A 25,359-nucleotide genomic window follows, 5' to 3' on the forward strand; every position below is an offset into this window, starting at 1 on the left:
ATATGATGAATTACTGATCCATATGAATCTTATAATGTTCGGTATCCCTCATTGAGCCTCACCAATAATCTCGGCCCGATCACTATTGCCGTTGCACCGAACGGTGGCCGTCGCACAAAGGCTGACCATCCGGCAATCCCACTGACATCGGCCGAGCTGGCCCGCACAGGTGCCGAATGCGCCGAAGCCGGTGCCGCCATGATTCATGTCCATGTCCGTGATCGAGACGGCAAACATCTCCTCGATGCCGATGTGTATCGCCAGGCGATCGCCGCCATTCGCGGTGCCGTTGGCAACAGGCTGATGGTTCAAATCACATCCGAGGCGCTCGGCATCTATGCGCCAGCCGAACAGATGGCCGTCGTGCGGGACGTGAGGCCGCAAGCGGTTTCCCTCGCGCTTCGCGAAATCGTTCCGGATTCCGCATCAGAACCAGAATTTGCAAGCTTCATGGCCTGGTTGCGTGCCGAGCAGATTTCCCCACAGATCATCCTCTATTCCCCCGAGGAGGCCGTCAGGCTGTCCAACTTGCAGCAGCGCGGACTTATCCCCTGGCCAGACGTGCCGGTGCTTTATGTTCTGGGTCGCTACACGCAGGGGCAGATTTCTTCTCCCTCCGACCTTCTGCCATTTCTCGCTCCGGAGAAGCCGCGCTTCACTCATTGGAGTGTCTGCGCCTTTGGCCGCAACGAAGCCGCTTGCGTGATGGCGGCCGCCCTGCTTGGCGGCCATGTCCGGGTTGGCTTTGAAAACAATCTTTTTCTCCCGAACGGCGGCATAGCCGCGTCTAACGCTGAACTCGTAGTGGCGACAGCACGGATAATTGCGGATTGCGGCATCAGGATCGCGTCGGCCGCAGAACTGGCGGCGAAATGGCTGGCCTCATTTCGCTGAGCGGAATGGCCAATTTTTGTAATCAAACATCATTGGCAACGTGATCTGCGATGTTGCGAATGGTGCTGCGCCGTTGGCGGGAAATATGACGTCAGCTCGAATCGGTCTCGGAATGGTTCTTCAGCATCGAAATTATCCGATGAACAACCTGCTGTTGGTCGCTCTTGACTCACCCAATCCTCAGTGTAGGCTCCGGTCAATAGGTCAGACCAATATGCCAATCGGCATAGCGATATCTGAAGAGAGGATTAGGCTGATATGCCGATCCAGGCCGTTGAACCGCGTCGGCTCTATCGACAGGTCGCCGATCAGCTCAGGCAGCTGATCGACTCCGGCGAGTTCGCCGTCGGCGACCGTCTGCCGACCGAGCGGGATTTGGCCGACCAATTGGGAATCTCTCGTCCGACAGTGCGCGAAGCATTGATCGCACTGGAAGTCGAAGGTCGCATCCGCATCCGCGTCGGCTCCGGCATCTACGTCACGGATCCGCCGAACACGGCCGCATCCGAAGCGGCAACGGACGAAGGTCCGTTCGAGCTATTGCGCGCGCGCGAATTCGTCGAAGGCGCGATCGCCGCCGAAGCTGCTCTCCATATTCGGCCGGCCGATCTCAAGCTGCTGGATGACGTGCTGCGCCGGATGGAGGCCATGCGCCACCCGAACAAAATGACCATCGCGCTTGACCGGGAATTCCACACGGCCGTGGCGGGCATTCTCGAAAACGCCGTGCTGGTGCGCTTCATCGGCGAGCTGTTCGACCAGCGCATGAACCCTTACTTCGAACGCCTCTCCACCTATTTCGAGAACAAGGATTCCTGGCAAATCGCCGCTGGGGAGCATCGTGCAGTGCGCGATGCGATTGCGGCGCGCGATCCCGAGCGTGCGAAGGCTGCCATGCAGCATCATCTGCGCCAGTCGCAGATCAGGTTCTCACGCAATTTCGATGAAAGATCCGTAGCCAAGGAGGTTACGCAATAGAGAGTTGGATTAGCAATCGGGCGGGGGAGCCAGATAGCCAACACGACCACAGGGAGGAATTTGGATGCTGAGAAAATACGCAGTTCTGCTGGGTGTGATCGCCGCGATCGTTATGCCGATGGCTTCGGCCTCGGCTCAAACGGTGCTGAAATGGGCCCATGTCTACGAGACGTCGGAACCCTTCCATACCGAGTCCGTCTGGGCAGCCGACGAGATCAAGAAGCGCACCCAGGGCCGCTACACAATCGATGTCTATCCGGCCTCCCAGCTCGGCAAGGAAGCAGACATCAACCAGGGCCTGATGCTCGGCACTGTCGATATCATCATTTCCGGATCGAGCTTCGCGGCGCGCGAATATCCGCCGATCGGCGTCACCTATTTCCCCTATACTTTCCGTGATGCCGACCATTTGCTGAAATACACCAAGAGCGACGTCTACAAGGCCCTGACCAAGGGCTACGAGGACAAGACCGGCAATCACATCGCTGCCACCACTTATTATGGCACGCGGCAGACCACCTCGAACCGGCCGATCGCCAAATGCTCCGACATGCAAGGCCTAAAAATGCGTGTTCCCGACGTGCCGGCCTATCTCGCCATGCCCCGTGCCTGCGGTGCCAACACCGCGCCGATTGCCTTCGCCGAGGTCTATCTGGCGCTGCAGAACGGCACGGTCGAGGCCCAGGAGAACCCGTTGACCACCATTGAGGCAAAGAAGTTCTACGAGGTGCAGAAGAACATCGTGCTCACCGGCCACATCGTCGATCATCTCAATACCATCGTATCAGCGTCGCGCTGGGCCTCGCTTTCCGATGAGGACAAGAAGATCTTCACGGAGGTGATGCAGGAGGCCGCCGCCCGCGCCACGGCAAAGATCGTCGCCCGAGAAAAGGACCTGGTGCAGGTATTCAAGGACCGCGGCATCAGCGTGACGGATGTCGACAGTGCCGATTTCGAGAAGAATGTGCTGGAGAAGGTCAGCTTCGAGGAGTTCGGCTACAACAAGGCTGATTGGGAAGCGATCCGCGCCATCAAATAGGGCAGCGGGAAATCGGATGCTCATCAACGAGGATAGAGCGGCAATCGGATTCGCTGCTTTAGCCTGCCCATCCGTCCGGCTTCACGTTGTGCCGGACGGCCTTTCCAATCCTTGACGACCCACCAGCTTCGGGAGCCCGCGCGATGGCCGAGGAACACCACACCGAGATCACCGTCGAAGAGATCGCCCATGCCTTCGAGGAGGTGCCGGTACACGTCGACCTGTCGGACCACGGCATCGAGGACTGGATCACGCTAGCCGTGTTCTGGGGCATGGTCGTCTGTGTCTTCCTGCAGTTCTTCACCCGCTATGCGCTCAACAACAGTCTTGCCTGGACCGAGGAGATCGCCATCAACGCGCTCGTCGTCGTCGTCTTTCTCGGCGCCGCCATGTGCGTGCGCCTTTCGCGCCATATCCATGTCGACGTGCTCTATCACTATCTGCCGGAACGGGCCGGCCGCTGGCTGGCACTCGCCGTCGATGTTATCCGCATCGCATTCTTCGCCTACGGATCCTGGCTGATGTGGCGCTACGTCACGATCGTGGCGCATGAGCGCATGGTCACCGTGAACCTGCCGCGGCGCTGGTTCTTCTACGCCGTCCTGGCCGGCTTCGTACTGATGCTTCTGCGCTCGATCCAGGTCTTTATCGGCAATTACAGGCGCGGCTACTCAGTGCTCGAGCGTCCTGGTGCGTTCGAGACGGCAGGGGTCTGAGCGATGCTGCTTCTGGTCGGAGGTTTCATTGTCCTGATGCTCATTGGCGTGCCGGTCGCCGTTTCGACGGCGGCCGCCTCGATCCTTTACCTCGTCATCTACGGCGTCGCGCCCGATATCATCGCAGCCCAGCGCATGATTGCCGGGGTGGAGAGCTTTCCGCTGCTCGCCGTTCCCTTCTTCATCCTGGCCGGCAACCTCATGAACATCGCCGGCGTCACCGGGCGCATCTATTCCTTCGCCCTTGCCCTGGTCGGCTGGATGAAGGGCGGCCTGGCGCAGGTCAACATTATCGGATCGGTGATCTTTTCCGGCATGTCGGGCACCGCGCTCGCCGACGCCGCCGGCATCGGCACCATCGAGATCAAGGCGATGAAGGATCATGGCTACCCGATCGACGCCGCGGTCGGGGTCACCGCCGCTTCCGCGACGCTCGGGCCGATCTTCCCGCCCTCGCTGCCCTTCGTCATCTACGGCATGATGGCCAATGTCTCGATCGGCGCGCTGTTCATGGCCGGCATCCTGCCTGGCGTGGTCATGACCGTGCTGATGATGATCACGGTCGCCATCTTCGCCTACAGGCGTGGCTGGGGCTCCGATACGCCCTTCGAGTTTCGGCGGCTGGCCGAAGCGGCGGGCGAGGTGCTGGTGGTGGCTGCCTTTCCGGTTGCCTGCTATGTGCTCGTGCAGCTTGGCCTGTCGATCAACATCGCGGTCGGTATCGCGCTGCTGGTGCTGATCGTGGCCGACTGGTATTTTGACTTCTCCGCGGTCATGGCGCTGATGACACCGGTCATCCTGATCGGCGGCATGACGATGGGCTGGTTCACGCCGACCGAAGCGGCCATGGCGGCCGTGATCTGGTCGCTTTTTCTTGGGCTGGTGCGCTACCGTACGATGACGCTGCGGTTGCTCGCCAAGGCCAGCTTCGACACGATCGAGACGACGGCGTCGGTACTGTTCATCGTTACCGCCGCATCGATCTTCGCCTGGCTGCTCACCGTCAGCCAGGCGGCACAGCTGTTTTCGAACTTCATCTTCGCGCTCACCGAAAATAAGTGGGTCTTCCTGATCCTGGTCAACATCCTCATGCTGGTGGTCGGCTGCTTTCTCGATACGATCGCCGCGATCACCATTCTGGTGCCGATCCTGCTGCCGGTGGCCGCCGTCTACGGTATCAACCCGGTGCATTTCGGGTTGATCATGACGCTAAACCTGATGATCGGGCTTTTGCACCCGCCGCTCGGCATGGTGCTGTTCGTGTTGTCGCGCGTCGCCAAACTCTCGGTCGAACGCACCACCATGGCGATCCTGCCGTGGCTGGTGCCGCTTATCGTGGCGTTGCTTCTGATCACCTTCATACCGGCCATCACGCTCTGGCTGCCGACTGAGATGGGACTGATCCGGTGAGCGGCCAGGCGATCGCGGCGACATTGTTCGGCCCGCAAGACCTGCGTGTCGTGGAACATCCGCTCGGCCCGCTGGCGCCAGGGATGGTGCGGGTGCGCTTTGGCGCGGGCGGAATTTGCGGCTCCGACCTGCATTATTTCCGCCACGCCCGCACCGGCGATTTCGTCGTTACTTCGCCGCTGATCCTTGGTCACGAAATCGCTGGCGAGATCGTCGAGATCCACGGTGCGGCACCTGGCCTCAGCGTCGGCGACCACGTCGCGATCAATCCGTCGCGCTGGTGCGGGCATTGCGCGCGATGCCTCGAAGGCCGCGCCAATCTCTGCAAAAACATCTATTTCATGGGTTCGGCATCGAAGACGCCGCATATGCAGGGCGGGTTCGCCAGTCTGTTCGACGCCACCCCCGCGCAATGTTTCAAGGTTCCACTTGATGTGGCCTACCAGGCCGCCGCACTTGCCGAGCCACTGGCGGTCAGCCTGCATGCCGTCGCGCGGGCCGGCGACATCAAGGGCCGCAACGTCATCCTGTTCGGTGCCGGCCCCATCGGTCTCTTGACCATGCTCGCGGCCAGGCTTGGCGGCTGCGGCGAGCTCACTGTTGCCGACATATCAGCCGCCCCGCTCGCCTTCGCCCGCCGGTTTGGCGCAGACAGGACGATCGACCTTTCCGGCGACGACGCCGAGCTCCAGGCGCTCGCCGCCGACAGGTCGCTCGACGTGGCGTTCGAGGTTTCAGGCACCGCGGCGGGCCTTGCCGCAGCGATCGCCAGCGTCCGGCGCGGCGGCACGGTTGTCCAGGTTGGCAACCTTCCAGGCGGCCAGATTCCGCTGCCGGCCAACGCGGTGATGGCCAAGGAGATCGATCTCAAAGGCACTTTCCGCTTCGGCGCCGAGTTCGGCCGGGCTGTCGATCTCATCGTGCGGGGCGACGTGGACGTCCTCAAGCTCGTGACCGCCGAGCACGCCCTGTCCTCCGCCCCCGATGCTTTCCGTCTCGCCGCCGACCGCTCACAGAGCGTCAAGGTCATGCTGACCGCGGAATGATAGAGGCGAGCCTGATTGTGCAAGACGCGCTGAGGGACCAAGAACGGTCTGATGAGGCCACGACGACGAGTTCGAGAAGAATTGCGGGGTGGGCGGCGAGAGGGCACGGCTGGCTCTGACCTCTTCGACCCGCCGAACCTTCTGGTGCTGGCGAGTTCGACATCGCCATAAACGAGATGCCGATCACAGCGCTGTCGCGATATGAGGGCAGCGTGCACTCGCACGACCGCCATTTTCTGGCGGCACCTTCGAAGCCGGGCAAGAACTGACGATCTACTTCCTGTATCCATCAAGTCTCGCGGCACGTTCGAAGCCCTGAACAAGATGCTCGCTGTCTTCCGGGAACTTTCCACGCGCTGCAAGAATTCCATGCCTATCCAGGTGCGCTTTGTGAATGCCGCCGAGGAGACCGATCTTCCGGGCAGCGTACCAAATCACCGCGACAGCCGACCCTCATCGTCGACAAGGGTCAGGCGAGAGGGCGGGGCATGTCCCCACGTCCAGAGCACGAGATTGACATCGTCCGCGGTCGCGCCCAGCGCAAAGCTCCTGACGAGTAATCCGTGATAGCCAAGGCCGATCAGTCTTCGGGCAAATGCCTGCGTCACTGCCTCACCGGTCGCCTTCATCTGGTCGCGCCAGGAGCTATCGGCAAGCGCGCCGGCATCGACACTCTCGGCCAAAAGCGCCTGTTCGTCCCGGCTGTCGAAGACCTGCTCGATGTCTGCATCGTAGGAGACTAGCGTGGTCGGCTGCAAATTGCCGACCTGATTTGCTTCCCGCAGCGCAGTGATCACGGAAAGCGATGTATAGAGTGCGGGAGTGCCCTTCGGATTGAATCGACCGCCGTAAAGCTCAGCACCGCGACCCGAAAGCGACGCACGCGCGTAAATGGGGTTTAGCGCCCGATAAAGCTTGCCTCGATACTGCATTCACCGGGTCAGGCGTGGATGCCGGCATCGACGGCGTCGATATAGTCGAGCACCTCGTCAGCCCGACCGCCACGGACCAGTTGCATGGCCGTCTGCCCGGAAAAGCCGGGCAACGGTTCGGACCGATACCATGCATAGGCCATGAGCGCCGAGCCGAAGCGCGGCTCGACCTTATTGACGATCTCCACCATTTCGCGCAGCCGGCGCTGGGTTTTGTCCGACCGAACGCGGTCCTTACGCTGGACGGCGTCCTTGCCGAGGCCTGCGGTCCTCGCAACCTCCTCGCTGGTCGTGCGGAGAGCCTCCGCGATCTTGCGCGGCGCGAAAAACCCATTGTCGGAATATTGAACTAGGCCCATCAGCTGCTTCCTATGATTGACGCATGTATGACGCAATATAGCGTCAAATCTGGCGGCATTCAATGGCCGGCAGTCTCGCTGCCGCCTTTGAGCCTGCGTTCCTGCCTCTGGGACGAAACTGTATCACCCGTGCGGATGGTGCCTCGCCACGCATCAGCGCAGCGATGTGGTCGCCCACTCCGTTCGCCGCATCGATCAGCAAGCTATCCACGCGTTTCAGAATATAGCCGCCGGTCACCCCGCTGAGCCGATGCCCCAGCATCGCGGCAATCGTCGGAATCGTAGCCCCGAGCTGTTCCGCAACGCCCGCGAAGCTATGGCGCAAACTATGCAAAGTCACGGCATCGAGCGGTCCGACCACGGGAAGCTTTTCGTCACGGCACCCGGCCGCAGCTGCCTCAGCCGAAAGGCGTGCCGTTTTTTGAACCATCTCCCAGAGGCCAGGTAGCCCCTGGTAACCCGCTTGCTCAGGCCCGGCGGCAAACACGTAGTCCGAAATCGGCTCCAAACTGTCGATCATCGCAAATGCAGCCTGGCTGAGCGGCCGCAAGGATGGTCCGGTCTTGGTCTCGCCAAGGGCGAGACAAGTTCCCAGAGAATCTACCTCGTCCCAGCGCAATTGTTGACATTCGCCACGTCGGACACCGCTCAGCGCAATGAAGCGAATGGCAGCGATTCCAATCTGGCTGTGCCTAGGTGCGCCGTGGCGATCGCGTTTCTGCTCAAGTGTATGAAGGGCCTCTGCCAGCGCGCGATACTGATCGCCGGTTAGGAGTGCCTTCTTCTGCGCATCCGCAAAACGACGCACACCGCGCACCGGATTCTGCTCGACATGCCCACTATCGATGCCCCAGGCAAAGATCGCACCAAGAAGCCCTAGTGTGCGAGTCAGCGCACCCTTGCCGCCTTTCACGATCGACCGACGCCGTGGCCCGAGTTTTTCGTCTCTGACGGTCTTTCCGGTTACGACGCCTGTCTTGAACAGCTCCATGTCCATTCGCGTAACCGCTCTGGCCTTGAGCTGTCCCAGCAGAGGCTTGATATGCGCCTCAATGCGGGAACGATCCGTTGACAGCGTGCTGTCTTTCTTGGGGAGTCCCTTGCGGCCAAGAACCAGGCCGGCCGAGGCGGCCTCCATGTAGAGCTCGCAGAGCTGAGAGACGGACATCGCATTTCGCAACTCGTGCCGAAGCGTCGCCGGATCCTTGCCTTCCACGACCTTGGCCAGCTCGATCTTCGCAAGGTCACGTGCGCGCTCCGCGGTCAGTGGACCATAGGCGCCAATCTTCAGCCATCGCTGGCGTCCACTGTGGGTGCGGAACTTGACCACAAATGTCTTTCGCCCGGATGGGAACACTCTGACGCCGAACCCTCTGAGCTCGGTATCCCAGTAAAGGGTTCCTGTCTTGGTGCCATCTGACCGAAGGCTCTCGATTGCGCGTTTGCTAAGCTTGGGCATCTTGCCTCCAGGGTCCTCCACGTTGCAACCATAGTGCAACCAAATGGGAGCAAGCTCAAGGCAAAAAATGGATATGCCCGGCGACGTGATGCGCCGTATCATATTGGTTTAATAGGAGATTTGGATACTGTAGCGCACCATAGCGAAAGCGATATAGCGCCCTCCGAAGGCAGAGGTCACAGGTTCGAATCCTGTCGGGTGCGCCAACTGCTCAATTTGCGTTAGCCACCACCCCCCTCACGCTCTCCCGCTCCACCAGCGGACACTCCAGCTTCGTAATCGGATACCGCCCCCGTCCAGGCGCCGCCGGCGCTTCCAGCTGTTCGATCGCCCATTGGCCCATCGCCATGTGCGGCAGGATCGAGGTTGTCAGCGGCGGGAACAGATGCCGGGCGATTTCCTCGTCGTCGTAGCCGACGACGGAAATGTCCTGCGGAATGTGCAGGCCGGCTTCCTTCAGCGCTTCGTAGCAGCCGATCGCGGTGCGGTCGTTCTGGCAGAAGATGGCGGTCGGGCGGTCCTTCAGTGCTAGCAGCTTGACGGTCGCGGCGTAGCCGGCGCTGGCCGACCAGTCGCCCTCGACCACCAGTTCGGGGTCGAACGGGATGTCGGCGGTGGCGAGCGCGCGGCGGTAGCCCTTCAGCCGGTCTTGCGCGGCCTGCATCCACGGCTCGCCGGTGATGGTGGCGATGCGGCGGTGGCCGTGGCTGATCAGGTGGCGGGTCGAGCTCTGGCCGCCGGCGATCTCGCTTGGCACCACGGCCGGGAAGGCATAGTCCGCCGTGTAGCAGTTGAGCAGGATCACCGGGATGTCGAGGCCGTAGAGATAGTCGGGCGCTGATATCTCGCGGGTGAAGATGGTCATGTAGATCAGCGCCGAAATGCCCCGCTTGGTCAGCGCTGCGATGGCGCGCGGCTCCATGACGGAATCGCCCAGCGTCTGCGCCACCAGAAGCACATTGCCGGCATTCCATGAGGCCTGGCGCGCGCCCTCGATGGCGACCACGGCTTCCGGGCTGGTGGCGAGCTGGTCGACGGCGAAGCCGATGACGCCGTCCAGTCCCTCGAACGCCGGAAGCGGCGGGTGAAGTGCCTCGAAGGCGGGCGCGGTATAGCCAAGGGTCCGCGCGGCCTCGATCACCCGTTCGCGGGTCTGCTGCGACAGCTTGATGCCGGGCGAGTTGTTGAGCACGAAGGAAACGGTCGCCTGCGAGCAGCCGGCGGCCCTGGCGATATCGGTCATGGTGACGCGGCCCCTGGCGCTCTTCGCCGGCGCCTTGCGGCGTCTCGCCGTGTCGATGGTCTCGCTCATGTCACTCCCAATCCCCGGTCTGTCTAGCGGCGACCTGTCAGGTCGACAAGATAGCGTGACGTTGTCGATTTATAGAGGTCGCCACGGGAATTTATATCTATTAGTACCTTCAAGGTCCATCCGTCATTCATCTCCACACAACCCTGAATACAAATATTATAAGGCTTGGATCCTGGCGCAGCCGGGGCGGCGGCTCGTTGGTAGATGCGCCGCGAAACCGCAATCATGCCCTCTGATGTCGCCCCAAACTAATACTGTTTACTAATACAAAAATGCGCTGTACCGTCAATCCGTCGCGTCCGGCCCGACTGGCCCGGAGGCGGTGGGAGAGTACGAAAATGGCCCGATGGCGAGCGGATATTACCTCCGCGAGCTATGTCTCGGATATTGTGATATGTCTGACAAATCGGACTATTTACGAATGAAGGATGAGTCTCTAAGGTCCGCATCGTGGCTGGAACGGCGTCATTCTTTCGTTGCCGGGAACCCTTTGAGGAGGAGGGCGTCCAAGCTGCAAACGGCAAAATCAGGTCAGTGCAAGATCGGTCAGTCTGATGACTGAGCCAAATGGGAGGTTGAACATGAAATCCTTGATACGAAATGCATCCGTAGCCACCGCGGCGCTGCTGCTTGGCCTGTCGGCCACGGCAATCGCGCGCGCCGACGACAAGCCGACGTTGGCCTTCGTCGTCAACGGCGCTTCCGATTTCTGGAAGGCCGCCGAAGCCGGCGTCAAGAAGGCGCAAGGCGAACTGCCGGACTACAATCTCGAACTCAAATATCCCGAGCAGTCCTCGGTCGCCATCCAGCAGCGGCTGATGGACGATCTGGTGACGGCGGGCGTCAAGGGCATCATGGTCTCGGCCGTCGATCCCAAGACCTCGACCGACGGGCTGAACAAGATCGCTTCGGAAACGGCGCTGTTCACCACCGACTCGGACGCCCCGCAGACCAAGCGCGTCGCCTATATCGGCTCGTCCAACGTCGATGCCGGCAAGCAGGCGGCCGAAATCGCCAAGAAGGCGATGCCCGATGGCGGCAAGTGCCTCGGCTTCGTCGGTCTGCTCGGCGCCGACAATGCCAAGGAGCGCATCCAGGGCATGAAGGACGGTCTGGCCGGCACCAAGATCGAGCTGATCGACGTGCGCGGCGACGACATCGACCAGGCGCGCGCCAAGAAGAATGTCGAGGACGCGCTGGTCGCCAGCCCCGACGTCACCTGCATGGTCGGCTTCTACTCCTACAACACGCCGCGCATCTATGAAGCGCTGCGCGATGCCGGGAAGCTCGGCTCGATCACCGTCGTCGGTTTCGATGACGATCCGATCACGCTGGGCGGCGTCAAGGAAGGCACCGTTGCCGCAACCGTCGTGCAACAGCCCTTCGAATGGGCCTATCAGGGCATGAAGCTGATGGCTGCCTATCTCAAGGGCGACAAGTCGGGCATCCCGGACGGCAACCTCATCATCATCCCGACCAAGATCATCGGCAAGGATGATGTCGACGCCTATGCCGCCAACCTGAAGGCGATGGCCGGAAACTGATCGTCGTCGGCGCCGCCCCTCATCCGCCTGCCGGCACCTTCCCCCCGTATAGTGACGGGGAGAAGGGACGCGCTCCAACGCTGGCAATCCCCCTCTCCCGTTCTTCACGGGGAGAGGGTAAGGGTGAGGGGCAGCGCCAACGCCTCGCTTTTTATTGACGGGTTCGATCAGGCCAGTCAGTCTGCGAGATCGCCAATCGCTGTCAGGCATGATGAACTATTCCGACACATCCATCGCAGCAATCACGCCGTTCCTCAGCCTTGAGAACGTGCGCAAGACCTATCCGGGCGTCGTCGCGCTCGATGGCTTCTCCATGGAGGTCAGGCCAGGCGAGGTCATCGGTCTCGTCGGCGAAAACGGCGCCGGCAAATCGACCTTGATGAAGATCCTCGGCGGCGTCACCACGCCGGACACCGGCACGATCACCGTCGATGGCACCGCCCACAAGGGCCTGACCGTCGAAGCCAGCCTGGGTTCGGGCATCGCCTTCGTCCACCAGGAACTCAACCTGTTCGACAATCTCGATGTCGCCGCCAACATCTTTTTCGGCCGCGAGCCCTTGCGCGCCGGGCCGCTCAGGCTCGTCGACCGCGCGAAACTGCGCACCATGGTGGCGCCGCTGTTGAAGCGCGTCGGCGCCAATTTTTCCGCCGACACACCGGTCGCGACCCTATCGCTGGCGCAGCAGCAGATGGTCGAGATCGCCAAGGCGCTGTCGATCGAGGCAAGGTTGGTCATCCTCGACGAGCCGACATCGAGCCTGCCGCTCGCCGAAACCGACAAATTGCTCGACGTCATCAAGGCGCTGAAGGCCGACGGCATCAGCGTCATCTTCATTTCGCACCGCCTGCACGAGGTCGAGCGCGTCGCCGACCGCGTCGTCGTGCTGCGCGACGGTATGCTGGCCGGCACCTTGCCGAAGAGCGACATCGGCCACGACCAGATGGTCAAGCTGATGATCGGCCGCATGCTGAAGGAGCGCGAAAAGGCATCCGAAGCCGCGCGGGCACCGGGCGCCACGGCGCTGTCGGCCAAGGCCATCCGCACTCCTGCCTACCCCGGCCGGCCGGTCGATCTCGACGTCAGGCGCGGCGAAATCCTCGGCCTGGCCGGCCTTGTCGGTTCCGGCCGCACCGAGCTGGCGCGGGTGTTTTTCGGCATCGACTCAAGCCTTGGCGGCGCGCTCGAGCTCGACGGCAAGCCGCTCGTGCTGGCTTCCGCGGCGGATGCCGTCGCGCATGGCATCTTCCTGGTGCCCGAGGACCGCAAGCTGACCGGCATCCTGCTCGACCTGTCGATCGCGCAGAATATTTCGCTGCCCAATTTGCCAGCGCATGCGCGGCGCTCCCTGGTTTCGGCCAGCGCCGAAACCGCCACCGCCGAGAAGCAAAAGAAAGATCTCGGCATCAAGGCGCCGTCGGTGCAGACGCGCACCGGCACGCTGTCGGGCGGCAACCAGCAGAAGGTCGTGCTCGGCAAATGGCTGGCCATGAATCCGAAAGTCATGATCCTCGACGAGCCGACGCGCGGCATCGACATCGGCGCCAAGGCGGAAATCTACGGGCTGATGCGTGCACTCGCTGATGCCGGCGTCGCCGTGCTGATGATCTCCTCCGACATGGAAGAGGTGATCGGCGTGTCCGACCGCATCGCCGTCATGCATGAGGGCCAGATCTCGGGCATTCTCGACAAGGACCGGTTCAGCCAGGAAAACGTGCTGCTGCTGGCGGTGGGCAAGCAGCCGAAATAGTTTTTTGTTTTGCCACGGGTTCCGGTCCGGAACCTTCTCGGGCGGGCATTGGGGAGAAGACGATGAGCAAGAAAGATCTCGGCCTGCTGATCCTGATCCTGGTGGTCGGCGCCATCGTGGCGATCATCAATCCGCGCTTCCTGTTGCCGATCAACCTCGCCAACACCTCGAACCTGATCGGCCTGTTCGGCATCCTGTCGATCGGCCAGGCCTTCGTCATCATCACCGGCGGCATCGAACTGTCGGTCGGCTCGGTGGTCGCCCTGCTGGGCACGCTGTTCATCGACTTCATCGCCGTGCGCGAGGTGGGCTGGCCGCTGGCCTTCGTGCTGATCCTGTTCCTCGGCGCCATCATCGGCCTGGTGCATGGCTGGCTGATCACGCGGCTCAAGCTGCAGCCTTTCGTCGTCACGCTGTGCGGCCTGTTGATCTACCGCGGCGTCGCCCGCTTCTATACCGCTGACGGCACCGCCGGCTTCGCCTTCGGCCAGAATTTTCCCAACCTCGAATTCCTGACCGCCGGGCGCTCATACGGCGTGCCCAACAGTTTCATCGCGCTGATCGTCATTTCCATCGTCATGTGGGTGGTGCTGCATCGTTCGGTGTTCGGCCGCTATCTCTACGCCATCGGCAAGAACGAGGAGGCGGCGAAATACTCCGGCATCCGCACCGGCCGCGTCGTCATGGCTGCCTATGTCATCTGCGGCGTGCTGACGGCGCTGTCGGCGATCTATTTCGCCATGTACACGCGCTCGATATCGCCGGCCAGCCATGGCCAGTTCTACGAACTCTACGCCATCGCAGCCGCCGTGCTCGGCGGCTTCTCGCTGCGCGGCGGCGAGGGCTCGCTGATCGGCGTCATCCTCGGCACGGTGCTGCTGCAAGAGCTGCAGAACCTCGTCAATCTGCTCGGCATCCCGTCATCGCTCAACTTCGCGGTGATGGGCGGCGTTATCCTCATCGGCGTGCTGGTCGACCAGCAATGGGGCGTGTTCCGGGAACGGCGGCTGATGGTCGATGCCACCCGCAAAAGCGCCGCCGGCGCCGCCGCGGAATAACCGCCCTGCCAGGACGCGCCGCGCGTTTGTCGGCGCCTGGCGGCATGAATGAAATGGTTGCGGCCTTGCCGCCCTTCTGCGATTGCGGGACGTCTCCACATCATGCCGGATGTCGGTGGCGGACGGATGGCAGGCCATGAGCGCGAAACCTGAACTGTTGATGCTGAAGGCGGGCGCGCTTGAAGCCGAACTGGCGCCGCAAATCGGCGGCAGCCTGGGCGCGCTGCGCTGGCGCGGCATCGATCTCATGCGCCGGCTTTGCGACCATGATCGCGAAGCCGGCAACGTGCTTGGCGTCGCCATGTTCCCGATGATGCCGTACGCCAACCGCATCGCCGGGAATGCCTTCATGTTCGGAGGGAAACGCTGGCAGGTCCAGCCGAACAATCTCCCCGAAACAATCAATGTGCATGGCAGTGGCTGGAAGTATCCCTGGACTGTCACCGACGCGACCGCCGACAGGGCCGGATTGTCGCTCGAAATTACCGCCGGTCCCGAGCCTTATTCCTATCGCGCGACGCAATTTTTCGAAGCCTCCGATGAAAGCCTCGCGGTCCGAATGACGATCACCAACACCGGGCCGGTTTCGATGCCGTTCGGGTTCGGACTGCATCCCTGGTTCGACCGCGACCCGGACGTGACGCTGCGGTTCAACGCCACGCGGTTCTATCTGGAAGAACCGCAAGGCATTGCCGGCGATCCGATCACGCTTGCCCCCGAACTCGACTTCGCCGATGGCCGGCCTCTGCCGGGCGGCTGGCGCAACAATGATTATGGCGGCTGGAGCGGCGAGGCCGAGATCCGCTTCCCGACACGCGGCGTCGGGCTGCGCATCAAGGCCGATCCGATGTTCAAGCACCTGATGCTTTATGCCGATCCTGCGAAACCGTATTTCTGCGTCGAGCCGCAGACCAATGCCTCCGGCGCCTTCCACCGCGACGGATGGAACGATCCGGACGAGGGCATCATCGTGCTTGCCCCGACCGAAAGCATCGCCGGCACCGTCTCGTTCATGCCCTTCGCGCTTGAAGGCTAGCCTAGATCAAGCCCGACATGTCGGAAAAAGCCATCGCCTTGCGTAGCACGTCGGCGAAGCGCTCGCCGGCGGCTTCGCGCGGGCCGCTGTTGTCGATCGAGGTGACGCCAGGTCCCGACAGGCTCACATTGGCACTGCGCGCCAGTCGCGCCAGCACTTCGCCGCGTGACTCGCGGCCGCGCATCGCCAGACGCTCTGCCAGCACGTCGGGCGAGGCGGTGATCTCGACCACCGCCAGATTGGCATAGCGCTCGCGCAGCACCGGGATGATCGCGCGCGAAACGTTTGCCACGGCAACGCGGCCATTGGCGACGGACCAGTCGACATCGGCGGGGATGCCATAGCGCAAGCCATGCGCCTCCCAGGAAATGGCGAAGGCGCCGTCGGCTTCGGCCTCGACGAAGGCGGCGTCGGCCAGCGTGTCGTGATCCTCGCTGGCGGCATCGCTCGGCCTGGTGATGACGCGGCGGACGAACTCCAGCCTTGTCTCGTCGGCAAAGCGGCTGCGGGCATAGCCGATCACCGTGTCCTTGCCGGCGCCGCTTGGACCGACGACGGCGACGAAGACGCCGTCACGGATCGGAAACATCTCGGCCGACAATTCACGCTCGATCAACGCCGACACCATCATGCAACCCGGCGTCCCTGCCGCCAGACGGTGCGTACGACCGGAACATGGTCGTCGACGCGCACGCGCACGAGGTCGGCGCGGCGGCCCTGCTCGATGACGCCGCGGTCGGTTAGGCCAATCGCCTCGGCCGGGTTTTTTGAGACCATGGCGACCGCCTGCGGCAGTGAAATGCCGTCGACGACGTCGCCGAGGAAGAACGCCGACTGGATCAGGCTGAAGGGAATGTAGTCGGACGACAGGATGTCGAGCAGGCCGTCGCTGGCCAGCGTGCGGGCCGAGACATTGCCCGAATGCGAGGCGCCGCGCATGACGTTGGGCGCACCCATCAGCACGCCGAGCCCGGCCTCTTTCGAAGCCCTGGCGGCTTCTTCCGTGGTCGGGAACTCCGCGACGCGCACGCCCTGTTCGATCGCTTCGCCGACATGGCCAAGGGTGGCGTCGTCATGGCTGGCCAGCACGATCCCGCGCTCGTGGCAGGCGGCGGCGATCACTGCCCGGTTCGGCACGGAATTGCGCGCCGATTCCCCCATCCGCTTTTCGCAGAACAGTTTGAAGTCGCGATCGGTCAGCTTCAGCTTGCGCTGGTAATAATAGGCATAGGTTTCGAGGTTGACGAACTGGCGCTGGCCGGGCGCATGATCCATCAGCGATGCCAGCTTGACCCGCTCGTCGCCGTCGAAATTAGCGAAAGCCTTGAGGCAATCCGGCGCCGAAACCTCGCAGCGCAGATGGATGAAATGGTCGGCCCGCAGACGATCCTGCTGCACGCTGTCCTCGATCGCATCGGCCAGCTTGCGGATGTCGGTCGACGTCAGGTCGGCATCCTCGTCCATGCCGACTCGCAAGGCGTCGAGCACGGTGGTGATGCCGGCTGTCGCCACTTGCGCGTCATGGGCGAGCACGGCGGCGATGGGGTTCCAGCGCACCTTGGGCCGTGGCGCGTAGTGGCCTTCGAGATGGTCTGTGTGGAGTTCGACCAGCCCGGGAATGATGTAGTCGCCACCCATATCCTCGCCGGCCACGCTCCCGCTGGCTTGGCTGGTGCCGGCATCGATACCGGCGATAAAGCCGTCGCGCAGCACCAGCGAACCCTCGACGATCTCGTCGGCAAGAACGATGCGGGCGTTGTGGAGAACAGTTTCGGCGGTCATTTCAGGCAGTCCTTGGTTGTTCAGGCGGTTTTTCTGGCCGGGCGGCGCCCGAGCGCGTGATGCGAGAGCACCATGAACGGTGCGCCCGGTTCGGTTTCGACGAACAGCGTCAGCGCATCCACCAGCACCGGCTGTTGCAGCACCTGCGCAAACAGGCTGTCGATTGCTAGTCGAAGACGAGGGCTTTCCTGTGACGCCGCACGGCCGGACAGCGTCATGTGGAAGCGAAAGGTTTCGAAGACATAGGGGTAGCCCCATTGGCAGAGATTGCGGAACTCGGCTGGCTTCAGCGAATCCGGGCTGCGCCGCTCAATCTCGGATTCGGTCAGCGGGGCGCGAAAGCGATCGAAATCGCGCACCACGTCATCGGCGAAGCGGTTGAGAAGAGGCAGCGGCCCTTCCGGCACCAATGCGAAGAAGCTGTCGATCTGGCTGACGACGAGGCGCGGGATGGTCACCACCGCCGTCGCCTCGGCGAAATGGTCGAGGGCCGTGCGCAGCGAGGCTTCCGTCTCGCTGGCGGCCAGGCGGAAAGGGGCTTTCAGCGTCGCGTGGAAACCATAGCGGCGCGCCGAAGCGGTATGGAAAGCGACTTCCGCCGCCGACAGGTCGGCCACCGCCTCGACCGGCCTTGTCGCCGCGCCAAACGGGTCGCGGCCGAGCCAGTTGGCAGCGATCCGCGCCAGTGGCTCGTCCTGCCGGGGGGTGAAATAGATGGCGTAGCGCATGGAAGGTCCTTGTCAGCTCCGCTGCCATAGGTGATTTCCATGACGGATTGACGAAGCTTTGCAGCGTTTCCGATAACAAAACGGTGCGGCCGGGTCATTAGCCGACGATTTTTTCGTGCTGGACCAGTCCCCGGGTCTTCAAGAATGGCCTGTCAGGCTTTCATCAGCCATTCGTGCTCGGGCGCATTGTGGAATTTCCACGTCCGCTTCGGTCCGGCCATCACGTTGAGATAATAGAGATCGTAGCCGTGGCAGGCGGCGCAGGGATGATAGCCCTTGGGCACCAGGACGACATCGCCATCCTCGATCGCCATCGCTTCGTCGAGCGCGCGATGGCCATTCTTGTCGGCGTCGGTGTAGACGCGCTGAAAGGCAAAGCCCTGCGGCGGGTTGAGCCGGTGATAGTAGGTTTCCTCGAGATAGGATTCGTCGGGCAGATTGTCCTGGTCATGCTTGTGCGGCGGATAGCTCGACGTATGGCCGCCGGGCGTGATGACCTCGACCACCAGCAGCGAATCGGCCGGCTTGCCCTCCGGCAATATGTTGGTGACGTAGCGCGTGTTGGTGCCCTTGCCGCGCACCTCCTGGCCGAGATCGTCCGGTGTGATCACCCGCACCGGCAGACCGCCGCCAAGGCCCGGCGCCGAGCAGACCGCGAGTTCCAGTTCGGTGTCCGCCGTCACCGACCAGTCCGATCCTTCAGGCACATAGACCGACCACGGCTTGCCCTCGAAGGGCGACATGCGCTCGCCAAGCAGGCCCAGATCCTTGCCGCCGGCGGACGCCGTGCCCTTGCCGGTGACGAACACCAGGCAGACTTCGCGATCATCGGTTTTTCCGGACGCGCTCTCGCCGGGCTTCAGTCGGTGCAGGTCGAAACCGACATAGGTCCAGCCGGCGATTTGCGGTGTCACATGGGCGACCCGGCCATGGCCTTTATTGGCTTTGACGAGCAGCTTCGACATTTTTGTCTCTCCTATCGCAAATCTTCGAGAATTGGCCGAAGTCTCCCAACTTCGTCATCCTAGGGCGAAGCAGGAGCGAAGCTCCGTCGCGAAGACCCTAGGATCCATGCCGTAACCTCAGTCCAAGAGCGCAGCGGGACGGAATACTGCACCGCGGCGGCTGTTTTGATGTCGCGGCATGGATCCCGGGGTCTGCGCTGCGTCGCTTCGCTCCTTGCTCCGCCCCAGGATGACGAAGCGAGAAGCGCCGCAAGCTAATCGCCAACGCATGGGATCAGTCACTCCTTCGGTTCGGCCTCGGCCTTGGTCTCATCGACCGGCTTGTAGAGGTAGAAAAATTGCCAGACGGCGTAGCCGGCGAAACCAAGCGCGATGACGCCCCAGAACGGCGTGCCTGTGGCGAACTCGATGATCGACCAGATGATGCAGACCGCGACGACGGCGACACGCCGCCACAAAGGCCGGAAGAAGGGGTGTTCGTAATCTTTCATTGGGCCAATCTACAGCAATCGCCTTCGCCGGGAACCCATCGCATCAGGCTCCCTTGATCAGACATTGGGAAAGCCTTGCGTCTCGACCGTGTAGCCGGCGGCGGTCATGACGCGCATCAATTCCTTGTAGCCGACTTGCGCCATCCTGAGCGGCGGGTTCTTCTTCGGGTCCTGCTCGGCCTCGACCACGAACCAGCCCTCGTAGCCATGGTCCGCGAACCGTTGCACGATGGCGCCGAAATCCAGCGAACCGTCGCCGGGCACGGTGAAGGCGCCCAGCGCCACGGCATCGAGGAAGGACTGCTTGGTGCGGTCAAGCTTGTCGATCACGCCCATGCGCACGTCCTTCACATGAACATGGCTGATGCGCTTGTGATGGCTGTCGATGGCGCGCAGCACGTCGCCGCCGGCAAAGGCCAGATGGCCGGCATCGAGCAGCAGCGGAATGCCGGCTCCGGAATGGCGCATGAAGGCATCGAGTTCCGGCTCCGTCTCGACCACTGCCGCCATATGGTGGTGGTAGGAGAGCGGCATGCCTTGCTCGGCACACCATTCGCCAAATTCGGTGAGCCGCCTGGCATAGGCCTTCATCTCGTCATCCGACAGCTTCGGCTTGGTCGCCAGCGGCTTTGAGCGGTCGCCCTGGATGGAGCGGCCGACCTCGCCATAGACGATGCAAGGCGCGTTCACCGCCTTGAACAGGTCGATCATCGGCTGGATGCGGTCCTTGTTGTCGGCCATCTCCCCGTCGACCAGTGTGCCGGAGAACCAGCCGCCGCACAGGGTCACGTCGGCTGCCTTGAGGATCGGCAGCATGACATCGGGGTCGTTGGGAAAACGCCGGCCCATTTCCATGCCGGTGAAGCCGGCCGAACGCGATTGGCGCAAACACTCCTCCAGCGACACGTCATCGCTGAGTTCCGCAAGATCGTCGTTCCACCACGCAATGGGGGACATGCCCAGTTTGGCTTTCAAGTCGTCACTCCGGTTTCTTGTTCACCCTCCCCACAAGGGGGAGGTAGGGCTTGGCGGCGCAAAAATTCAATCGCCGATTGTCTGGATCTGCCGCTTCTCGTCATAGGTCTTGCGCGCCGCGTTCACCTGCGGCCGGGCCGATACTTCCGGCACCGCCACATCCCACCAATGGCCGCCGGCATCGGTGGAGGCAAGCGGATCGGTGTCGATGACCAAAACGGTGGTGCGGTTGTTCTTCTTGGCCTTTTCCAGCGCGTTTTCCAATCCGGCGACCGACGGCACCTTTTCGGCAATCGCCCCCAGGCTCGCCGCATGCGCGGCGAAGTCGATATCGGGCAGCACCTCGTGGCGCGAGTCCTTCAGGAGGTTGTTGAAGTTGGCGCCGCCGGTCGCCATCTGCAGCCGGTTGATGCAGCCATAGCCGCGGTTGTCGAGCAGCACGATGGTGAGCTTGAGGCCGAGCATCACCGAGGTGGCGATCTCCGAATTCAGCATCAGATACGAGCCGTCGCCGATCATGACGACGACCTCTTCCTTGGGCTTCGCCATCTTGGCGCCCAGCCCGCCGGCAATCTCGTAGCCCATGGTCGAGAAGCCGTATTCGGCGTGGTAGGAGCCGGGCGCGCCAGCCTGCCAAAGCTTGTGCAACTCGCCCGGCAGACCGCCGGCGGCATGCAGCAGCGTCACGCCGGAGCCCATCGCGCGCTGCACGGCGCCGATCACCTGCGCATCGGACGGGTAGGCGGCATTGGTCGACGCCGTCACCTTGGCGGCCTCGGCTTGCCAGGCCTTCTTGCCGGTGGCCGCATTATCGGTCCAGGTCGCCGGCGCCTTCCAACCTTTAAGCGCCGCACCCAGTTCGGCCAGACCCTCGGCCGCGTCAGTGACCAGCGGCAGCGCGCGGTGCTTGCCGGCGTCGAAGGGCTGCACGTTGAGCCCGATGATGGTCTTGCCGGAGTTCTTGAACAGCGCCCACGAGCCGGTGGTGAAATCCTGCAGGCGCGTGCCGATGGCCAGCACGACATCGGCTTCTTCGGCCAGCCTGTTGGCGGCCGAGGTGCCGGTGACGCCGACCGCCGCCATGTTGAGCGGATGCTCGTCCGGGAGCGAGGATTTGCCGCCTTGCGTCTCGCAGACCGGAATGCCGGCGCTCGCCACGAATTTCGCCAGCTCGTCCGAAGCCTGGGAATAGAGGACGCCGCCGCCGGCGATCACCAGCGGCTTTTTTGCGCCCTTGAGCGCGGCGACAGCAGCCGCAAGCTCATGGCGGTCCGGCCGCGGCCGGCGCTGGTACCAGACCCGCTCGGCAAAGAAGCTCTCGGGATAGTCATAGGCCTCGGCCTGCACGTCTTGGCACAGCGACAGCGTCACCGGCCCACACTCGGCCGGATCGGTCAGCACAGTCATGGCGCGGCTGAGCGCCGGGATGATCTGCTCCGGCCGGGTGATGCGGTCGAAATAGCGCGACACCGGGCGGAAACAGTCATTGACCGTCGCCGTGCCGTCGGAGAAATCCTCGGCCTGCTGCAGCACCGGGTCCGGAATGCGGTTGGCGAAGACATCGCCGGGCAGAAACAGGACGGGCAACCTGTTTACATGGGCGAGCGCCGCGGCCGTCACCATGTTGAGCGCACCAGGACCGATCGAAGAGGTCGCGGCCATGAAGCGACGGCGGAAGTTGGCCTTGGCGTAGGCGATCGCAGCATGCGCCATCGCCTGCTCATTGTGGGCGCGGAAGGTCGGCAGTTCGTCGCGCACCTGATAAAGCGCCTCGCCTATGCCGGCGACGTTGCCGTGGCCGAAGATCGCCCAGACCCCGCCGAAGATCGGGACCTTGTTGCCGTCGATCTCGGTCATCTGCCTACTGAGAAAACGGGTCAGCGCCTGCGCCATCGTCAGGCGGATTGTCTTGCTCATGGTGTCTCCTCCGCAGTCGTTGTGCCGCGCTTCTTATGCCGCTTTGCGGCCGCGCGCGGCAAGCCACGCTTCGGTCAACTGTTCGAAGCGCTGCGCCATGTCGGCGATAGCTTCTTCATCCGACATCTTGCCGGCCAGCCATTGTTCGGCAGCGTGGACGAAGATGGTGCGACCGACGGCAAAACCCTTGACGATGGGCGCCTTGGCGGTGGCGGCGAATGCCGCTTCCAGTTCGTCCTGCGGCGCTTCCAGCCCAAGCAGCACGACGCCGCGGCACCAGGGATCGTGCTTCAGGATCACCGCTTCGATCTTGGCCCAGGCGCCGCTCGACGCCTGCGGCTCGAGCTTCCACCAGTCCGGCTTGATGCCGAGCCCATAGAGTTCCTCCAGCGCGCGCGGGATCGTCGTATCGTCGAGCTTGCCATGCTTGCCGGCAATGATCTCGATGAGAAGTTCTCTGCCTACTTTCCGCGCGCCTTCGAACAGCGCGCGCAGCTTCTGCTGCTGCTCTTCCTTGAGCGCCGCCGGATCGTCGGGATGATAGAAGCACAGGCACTTGATGCAGTGATCGACAGGCCATTCGGTGAGCTGCGAGCCGATGTCCTGCGAGAATTCGAAGCGCAGCGGCCGCGAGCCCGGCAGCTCCACCGGCCGGCCGAGCCAGGCGAAGGGATGGCGGGCGAATTCGAACATCGCCTTGCGGCCATGTTTTTCGTCGATCAACATGCCGTAGCCGTCGCGTCCGGCGGCGACCTTCGCCGCGGCCTTGACCGCCAGCACCTTGAATTCTTCGATCCGCGCCGGATTGGCGCCGGCCTTCGCCGCCACATCCTCGAGCTGCACACGGTGGTCGCAGGCGAGCGCCATCAGCGAGGGAATGTCGCGCCGGCGCGTCGTCGCCCAATGGATGTGGTTGATCGCCTCGTCCTTGCGCAGGGCCAGATGCTTGCTGCCATGCTTGAGGAAGAACTGCAGCTCCTCGAAGGTCGGATATTCCGGCGCGCAGAGCAGCCGCGACACGGCGAAGGCGCCGCAGGCATTGGCCCAGGTCGCCGCCGTCGCATGGTCTTCGCCACCCAGCCAGCCGCGCAGGAAGCCGGACATGAACGCGTCGCCGGCGCCGAGCACATTGTAGATCTCGATCGGGAACCCCTTGCCGACGACGCCGTCCTCGAGATCGTCGCTGATAGGTCCGTCATAGACGATGCAGCCCATGGCGCCACGCTTCAGGACGATGGTGGCGGACGATAGCGAGCGGATCGTCTTCAGCGCGCTCAGGCAATCATCGGCGCCCGACGCGATCATGATCTCTTCCTCGGTGCCGACAATGAGGTCGCAATCGGGCAGCACCGTCTTCAGCTGGGCCGAGACACGGTCCGATTTGACATAGCGCTCAAAGCCTTCGGCATGACCGGCAAGACCCCAGAGATTGGGCCGGTAGTCGATGTCGAACACCACCTTGCCGCCCTTGGCCTTCATGATGCGGATCGCCTTGCGCTGGGCGGCGTCGCTGTTGGGCCGGGAAAAATGCGTGCCGGTGACGACGATCGCCCGCGCCGAGGCGACGAAGGCCTCGTCGATGTCTTCCGGCGCCAGCGCCATGTCGGCGCAGTCCGAGCGGTAGAAGATCATCGGCGAGACGCCTTCGTCCTCGACCGACAGCAGCACCAGCGCCGTCAGCCGCTCCTTGTCGGTCTTCAGCCCGTCGACGTTGACGCCTTCACGTTTGAGCTGCTCGCGGATGAAGCGGCCCATCTGCTCGTCGCCGACGCGGGTCAACAGCGCAGAACGCAGGCCGAGCCTGGCCGTCCCGACCGAAATGTTGGCCGGGCAGCCGCCGACCGACTTGGCGAACGAGGTGATGTCCTCCAGCCGCGAGCCGATCTGCTGGCCGTAAAGGTCGACGGAAGCGCGACCGATGGTGATGACGTCGAGCGGCGCCTGTTTCGCGTCCACGGCTTCGCTCATTGGAACCTCCCGTCGGCCTTGTTGTTTTGGGGTACACGCGCGAGCGGCAGCGTGGCGCCGGGAATATGAAATAATAATTCCAATCCATAGTCAATATGGAATGAGCATTCCTTCCGTGAAAAGTACCATTAGGCCGTCGCGTGCGGGAAGAGATTTTGGCGGGTCTGCCCAGTTCACCACGGAAGCGGGCCATCGTCGTTGAAGTACCCGGCGTTCGGACCATCGGCGTCCAAGGTCGCCAAGCGTATGACGATCTCGGCCGCCTGCTGCACGGTGCGGTGGCCTCTCTAAATCCATTCAGGTCGGTGGCGGTATAGCCGGGCGCCGCTGCATTGACCTTGATGCCTTGTGGCGCGAGTTCGCGGGCGAAGGCGACGGTGATGGCATTCAGGGCCGTCTTGGAACTGCCATAACCCATCAGGTTGACCGATTGGTTCGGCGTCCCGGAATCGAGCGCGCGCCCAATGGATCCCGTGGAACTGCTCACCATCACGATGCGGGCGGCCGGCGCTGCAAGCAGCAGCGGCAGGAAGGCTTGGGTCACGCGGATCGGTCCGAAGACATTGACGTCATAGGTGGCCCTGACATCGGCAAGATGCTGCTGGCTCGGCGGCAGCTCGTAGTTGATGGCGATGCCGGCATTGTTCACCAGCACGTCGAGACAAGGGCTTTCCGTCCCGACAGTCTTGGCCGCAGCCGCCACGCTTTCGTCCTGTGTGACATCCAGCTCGAGCCATTGCACGTCCAGACCTTCGGCGCGCAATTCCTGCGCTGCCGCCATGCCACGTTCGGCATTCCTGGCGCCAAGCCACACCTTGAAGCCCATCGTCGCCAGCCGTCGGGCGATTTCGTGGCCGATGCCCTTGTTGGCACCCGTCACCACAGCGGTTTTCGATCTCGTCATTTGGGTTCTCCATCTCTTCCTGTCGAAGACCAAGAGATGACGCCCTGTAGGAAACGCCGCGCGCCGAAAACTCTCCGGCTCTTGCCTAATCCTCTC

22 protein-coding genes and 1 pseudogene are annotated in these 25,359 nt (G+C 62.8%); 10 read left to right on the forward strand and 13 right to left on the reverse strand.

The features are described from left to right. The first annotated feature begins 51 nt into the window (after positions 1-51). The 6 genes from NKI73_RS14045 to NKI73_RS14070 all read left to right on the forward strand — a co-directional run bounded on the left by NKI73_RS14045 (position 52) and on the right by NKI73_RS14070 (position 6,083). A complete protein-coding gene (locus NKI73_RS14045) occupies positions 52-894 on the forward strand; it encodes a beta-keto acid cleavage family enzyme (RefSeq protein WP_352630548.1) in 843 nt (280 codons plus the stop codon). 258 nt (positions 895-1,152) lie between these two features. After that, positions 1,153-1,872, forward strand: coding sequence for a FadR/GntR family transcriptional regulator (locus NKI73_RS14050; RefSeq protein ID WP_352630549.1), 720 nt, complete (start codon positions 1,153-1,155; stop codon positions 1,870-1,872). A gap of 64 nt (positions 1,873-1,936) precedes the next feature. Beyond that, the gene (locus NKI73_RS14055) at positions 1,937-2,911 is read left to right on the forward strand and encodes a sialic acid TRAP transporter substrate-binding protein SiaP (protein ID WP_502905600.1); all 975 of its coding nucleotides are present in this window, start codon (positions 1,937-1,939) and stop codon (positions 2,909-2,911) included. Positions 2,912-3,054: 143 nt separating this feature from the next. Beyond that, entirely contained in the window at positions 3,055-3,627 is a 573-nt protein-coding gene (locus NKI73_RS14060; protein WP_352630551.1) for a TRAP transporter small permease, read from the forward strand. Positions 3,628-3,630: 3 nt separating this feature from the next. Then, entirely contained in the window at positions 3,631-5,037 is a 1,407-nt protein-coding gene (locus NKI73_RS14065) for a TRAP transporter large permease (RefSeq protein WP_352630552.1), read from the forward strand. Further along, positions 5,034-6,083, forward strand: a complete 1,050-nt coding sequence (locus tag NKI73_RS14070) for an L-idonate 5-dehydrogenase (protein ID WP_352630554.1) — start codon at positions 5,034-5,036, stop codon at positions 6,081-6,083. The genes NKI73_RS14065 and NKI73_RS14070 overlap by 4 nt, the downstream gene beginning before the upstream one ends. Before the next feature lie 434 nt (positions 6,084-6,517). Here the strand turns inward: NKI73_RS14070 and NKI73_RS14075 are convergent, their stop codons facing one another. The 4 genes from NKI73_RS14075 to NKI73_RS14090 all read right to left on the reverse strand — a co-directional run bounded on the left by NKI73_RS14075 (position 6,518) and on the right by NKI73_RS14090 (position 10,145). Further along, positions 6,518-7,015, reverse strand: a complete 498-nt coding sequence (locus NKI73_RS14075; RefSeq protein ID WP_352630556.1) for an RES family NAD+ phosphorylase — start codon at positions 7,013-7,015, stop codon at positions 6,518-6,520. An 8-nt stretch (positions 7,016-7,023) separates the two neighbouring features. After that, positions 7,024-7,374, reverse strand: a complete 351-nt coding sequence (locus NKI73_RS14080) for an MbcA/ParS/Xre antitoxin family protein (protein WP_352630558.1) — start codon at positions 7,372-7,374, stop codon at positions 7,024-7,026. Between the two features lie 43 nt (positions 7,375-7,417). Beyond that, positions 7,418-8,833, reverse strand: coding sequence for a tyrosine-type recombinase/integrase (locus NKI73_RS14085; RefSeq protein ID WP_352630560.1), 1,416 nt, complete (start codon positions 8,831-8,833; stop codon positions 7,418-7,420). A 211-nt stretch (positions 8,834-9,044) separates the two neighbouring features. Next, entirely contained in the window at positions 9,045-10,145 is a 1,101-nt protein-coding gene (locus NKI73_RS14090) for a LacI family DNA-binding transcriptional regulator (protein ID WP_352630561.1), read from the reverse strand. 581 nt (positions 10,146-10,726) lie between these two features. Between NKI73_RS14090 and NKI73_RS14095 the strand changes: the two genes are divergently transcribed. The 4 genes from NKI73_RS14095 (at position 10,727) to NKI73_RS14110 (ending at position 15,533) form a co-directional block, all read left to right on the forward strand. Then, on the forward strand, positions 10,727-11,689 hold the full coding sequence (locus NKI73_RS14095; RefSeq protein WP_352630563.1) for a sugar-binding protein: 963 nt from the start codon (positions 10,727-10,729) through the stop codon (positions 11,687-11,689). 211 nt (positions 11,690-11,900) lie between these two features. Next, complete coding sequence (locus NKI73_RS14100) at positions 11,901-13,439, forward strand: sugar ABC transporter ATP-binding protein (protein WP_352630706.1); 1,539 nt, start codon at positions 11,901-11,903, stop codon at positions 13,437-13,439. A gap of 62 nt (positions 13,440-13,501) precedes the next feature. Continuing rightward, on the forward strand, positions 13,502-14,497 hold the full coding sequence (locus tag NKI73_RS14105; protein ID WP_352630565.1) for an ABC transporter permease: 996 nt from the start codon (positions 13,502-13,504) through the stop codon (positions 14,495-14,497). A gap of 136 nt (positions 14,498-14,633) precedes the next feature. After that, positions 14,634-15,533 carry an aldose 1-epimerase gene (locus NKI73_RS14110; RefSeq protein WP_352630567.1) on the forward strand — a complete coding sequence of 300 codons (900 nt, stop codon included), beginning with the start codon at positions 14,634-14,636 and terminating at the stop codon, positions 15,531-15,533. Between the two features lies 1 nt (position 15,534). Here the strand turns inward: NKI73_RS14110 and phnN are convergent, their stop codons facing one another. The 9 genes and pseudogenes from phnN to NKI73_RS14155 all read right to left on the reverse strand — a co-directional run bounded on the left by phnN (position 15,535) and on the right by NKI73_RS14155 (position 25,263). After that, positions 15,535-16,164, reverse strand: coding sequence for a phosphonate metabolism protein/1,5-bisphosphokinase (PRPP-forming) PhnN (phnN, locus tag NKI73_RS14115; RefSeq protein WP_352630568.1), 630 nt, complete (start codon positions 16,162-16,164; stop codon positions 15,535-15,537). Then, positions 16,161-17,315: an alpha-D-ribose 1-methylphosphonate 5-triphosphate diphosphatase gene (locus NKI73_RS14120; protein ID WP_352630570.1), complete on the reverse strand. Its 1,155-nt coding sequence runs from the start codon at positions 17,313-17,315 to the stop codon at positions 16,161-16,163. The genes phnN and NKI73_RS14120 overlap by 4 nt, the downstream gene beginning before the upstream one ends. 20 nt (positions 17,316-17,335) lie before the next feature. Further along, entirely contained in the window at positions 17,336-18,043 is a 708-nt protein-coding gene (locus tag NKI73_RS14125) for a DUF1045 domain-containing protein (protein ID WP_352630571.1), read from the reverse strand. A 152-nt stretch (positions 18,044-18,195) separates the two neighbouring features. Then, positions 18,196-19,008, reverse strand: a complete 813-nt coding sequence (gene iolB / locus NKI73_RS14130) for a 5-deoxy-glucuronate isomerase (protein ID WP_352630572.1) — start codon at positions 19,006-19,008, stop codon at positions 18,196-18,198. Between the two features lie 278 nt (positions 19,009-19,286). Next, on the reverse strand, positions 19,287-19,499 hold the full coding sequence (locus NKI73_RS14135; protein ID WP_352630574.1) for a DUF3329 domain-containing protein: 213 nt from the start codon (positions 19,497-19,499) through the stop codon (positions 19,287-19,289). A gap of 57 nt (positions 19,500-19,556) precedes the next feature. Then, positions 19,557-20,474: a myo-inosose-2 dehydratase gene (gene iolE / locus NKI73_RS14140; RefSeq protein ID WP_352630576.1), complete on the reverse strand. Its 918-nt coding sequence runs from the start codon at positions 20,472-20,474 to the stop codon at positions 19,557-19,559. Between the two features lie 66 nt (positions 20,475-20,540). After that, the gene (gene iolD, locus NKI73_RS14145) at positions 20,541-22,391 is read right to left on the reverse strand and encodes a 3D-(3,5/4)-trihydroxycyclohexane-1,2-dione acylhydrolase (decyclizing) (RefSeq protein WP_352630579.1); all 1,851 of its coding nucleotides are present in this window, start codon (positions 22,389-22,391) and stop codon (positions 20,541-20,543) included. Positions 22,392-22,424: 33 nt separating this feature from the next. Continuing rightward, complete coding sequence (locus NKI73_RS14150) at positions 22,425-24,359, reverse strand: bifunctional 5-dehydro-2-deoxygluconokinase/5-dehydro-2-deoxyphosphogluconate aldolase (protein WP_352630581.1); 1,935 nt, start codon at positions 24,357-24,359, stop codon at positions 22,425-22,427. 173 nt (positions 24,360-24,532) lie between these two features. Further along, a pseudogene (locus NKI73_RS14155) lies at positions 24,533-25,263 on the reverse strand (SDR family oxidoreductase). Positions 25,264-25,359 lie beyond the last annotated feature (96 nt).

The sequence above is a fragment of the Mesorhizobium sp. M0496 genome (assembly GCF_040321205.1).
Taxonomy (GTDB): Bacteria; Pseudomonadota; Alphaproteobacteria; order Rhizobiales; family Rhizobiaceae; genus Mesorhizobium.

What these genes read in the sequence shown, in the direction of transcription:
- NKI73_RS14050 (WP_352630549.1), top strand. Translation starts at nt 1,153, where the DNA reads ATGCCGATCCAGGCCGTTGAACCGCGTCGGCTCTATCGACAGGTCGCC.
- NKI73_RS14055 (WP_502905600.1), top strand. Translation starts at nt 1,937, where the DNA reads ATGCTGAGAAAATACGCAGTTCTGCTGGGTGTGATCGCCGCGATCGTT.
- NKI73_RS14060 (WP_352630551.1), top strand. Translation starts at nt 3,055, where the DNA reads ATGGCCGAGGAACACCACACCGAGATCACCGTCGAAGAGATCGCCCAT.
- NKI73_RS14065 (WP_352630552.1), top strand. Translation starts at nt 3,631, where the DNA reads ATGCTGCTTCTGGTCGGAGGTTTCATTGTCCTGATGCTCATTGGCGTG.
- NKI73_RS14075 (WP_352630556.1), bottom strand. Translation starts at nt 7,015, where the DNA reads ATGCAGTATCGAGGCAAGCTTTATCGGGCGCTAAACCCCATTTACGCG.
- NKI73_RS14080 (WP_352630558.1), bottom strand. Translation starts at nt 7,374, where the DNA reads ATGGGCCTAGTTCAATATTCCGACAATGGGTTTTTCGCGCCGCGCAAG.
- NKI73_RS14085 (WP_352630560.1), bottom strand. Translation starts at nt 8,833, where the DNA reads ATGCCCAAGCTTAGCAAACGCGCAATCGAGAGCCTTCGGTCAGATGGC.
- NKI73_RS14090 (WP_352630561.1), bottom strand. Translation starts at nt 10,145, where the DNA reads ATGAGCGAGACCATCGACACGGCGAGACGCCGCAAGGCGCCGGCGAAG.
- NKI73_RS14095 (WP_352630563.1), top strand. Translation starts at nt 10,727, where the DNA reads ATGAAATCCTTGATACGAAATGCATCCGTAGCCACCGCGGCGCTGCTG.
- NKI73_RS14100 (WP_352630706.1), top strand. Translation starts at nt 11,901, where the DNA reads ATGAACTATTCCGACACATCCATCGCAGCAATCACGCCGTTCCTCAGC.
- NKI73_RS14105 (WP_352630565.1), top strand. Translation starts at nt 13,502, where the DNA reads ATGAGCAAGAAAGATCTCGGCCTGCTGATCCTGATCCTGGTGGTCGGC.
- NKI73_RS14110 (WP_352630567.1), top strand. Translation starts at nt 14,634, where the DNA reads ATGAGCGCGAAACCTGAACTGTTGATGCTGAAGGCGGGCGCGCTTGAA.
- phnN (WP_352630568.1), bottom strand. Translation starts at nt 16,164, where the DNA reads ATGATGGTGTCGGCGTTGATCGAGCGTGAATTGTCGGCCGAGATGTTT.
- NKI73_RS14120 (WP_352630570.1), bottom strand. Translation starts at nt 17,315, where the DNA reads ATGACCGCCGAAACTGTTCTCCACAACGCCCGCATCGTTCTTGCCGAC.
- NKI73_RS14125 (WP_352630571.1), bottom strand. Translation starts at nt 18,043, where the DNA reads ATGCGCTACGCCATCTATTTCACCCCCCGGCAGGACGAGCCACTGGCG.
- iolB (WP_352630572.1), bottom strand. Translation starts at nt 19,008, where the DNA reads ATGTCGAAGCTGCTCGTCAAAGCCAATAAAGGCCATGGCCGGGTCGCC.
- NKI73_RS14135 (WP_352630574.1), bottom strand. Translation starts at nt 19,499, where the DNA reads ATGAAAGATTACGAACACCCCTTCTTCCGGCCTTTGTGGCGGCGTGTC.
- iolD (WP_352630579.1), bottom strand. Translation starts at nt 22,391, where the DNA reads ATGAGCAAGACAATCCGCCTGACGATGGCGCAGGCGCTGACCCGTTTT.
- NKI73_RS14150 (WP_352630581.1), bottom strand. Translation starts at nt 24,359, where the DNA reads ATGAGCGAAGCCGTGGACGCGAAACAGGCGCCGCTCGACGTCATCACC.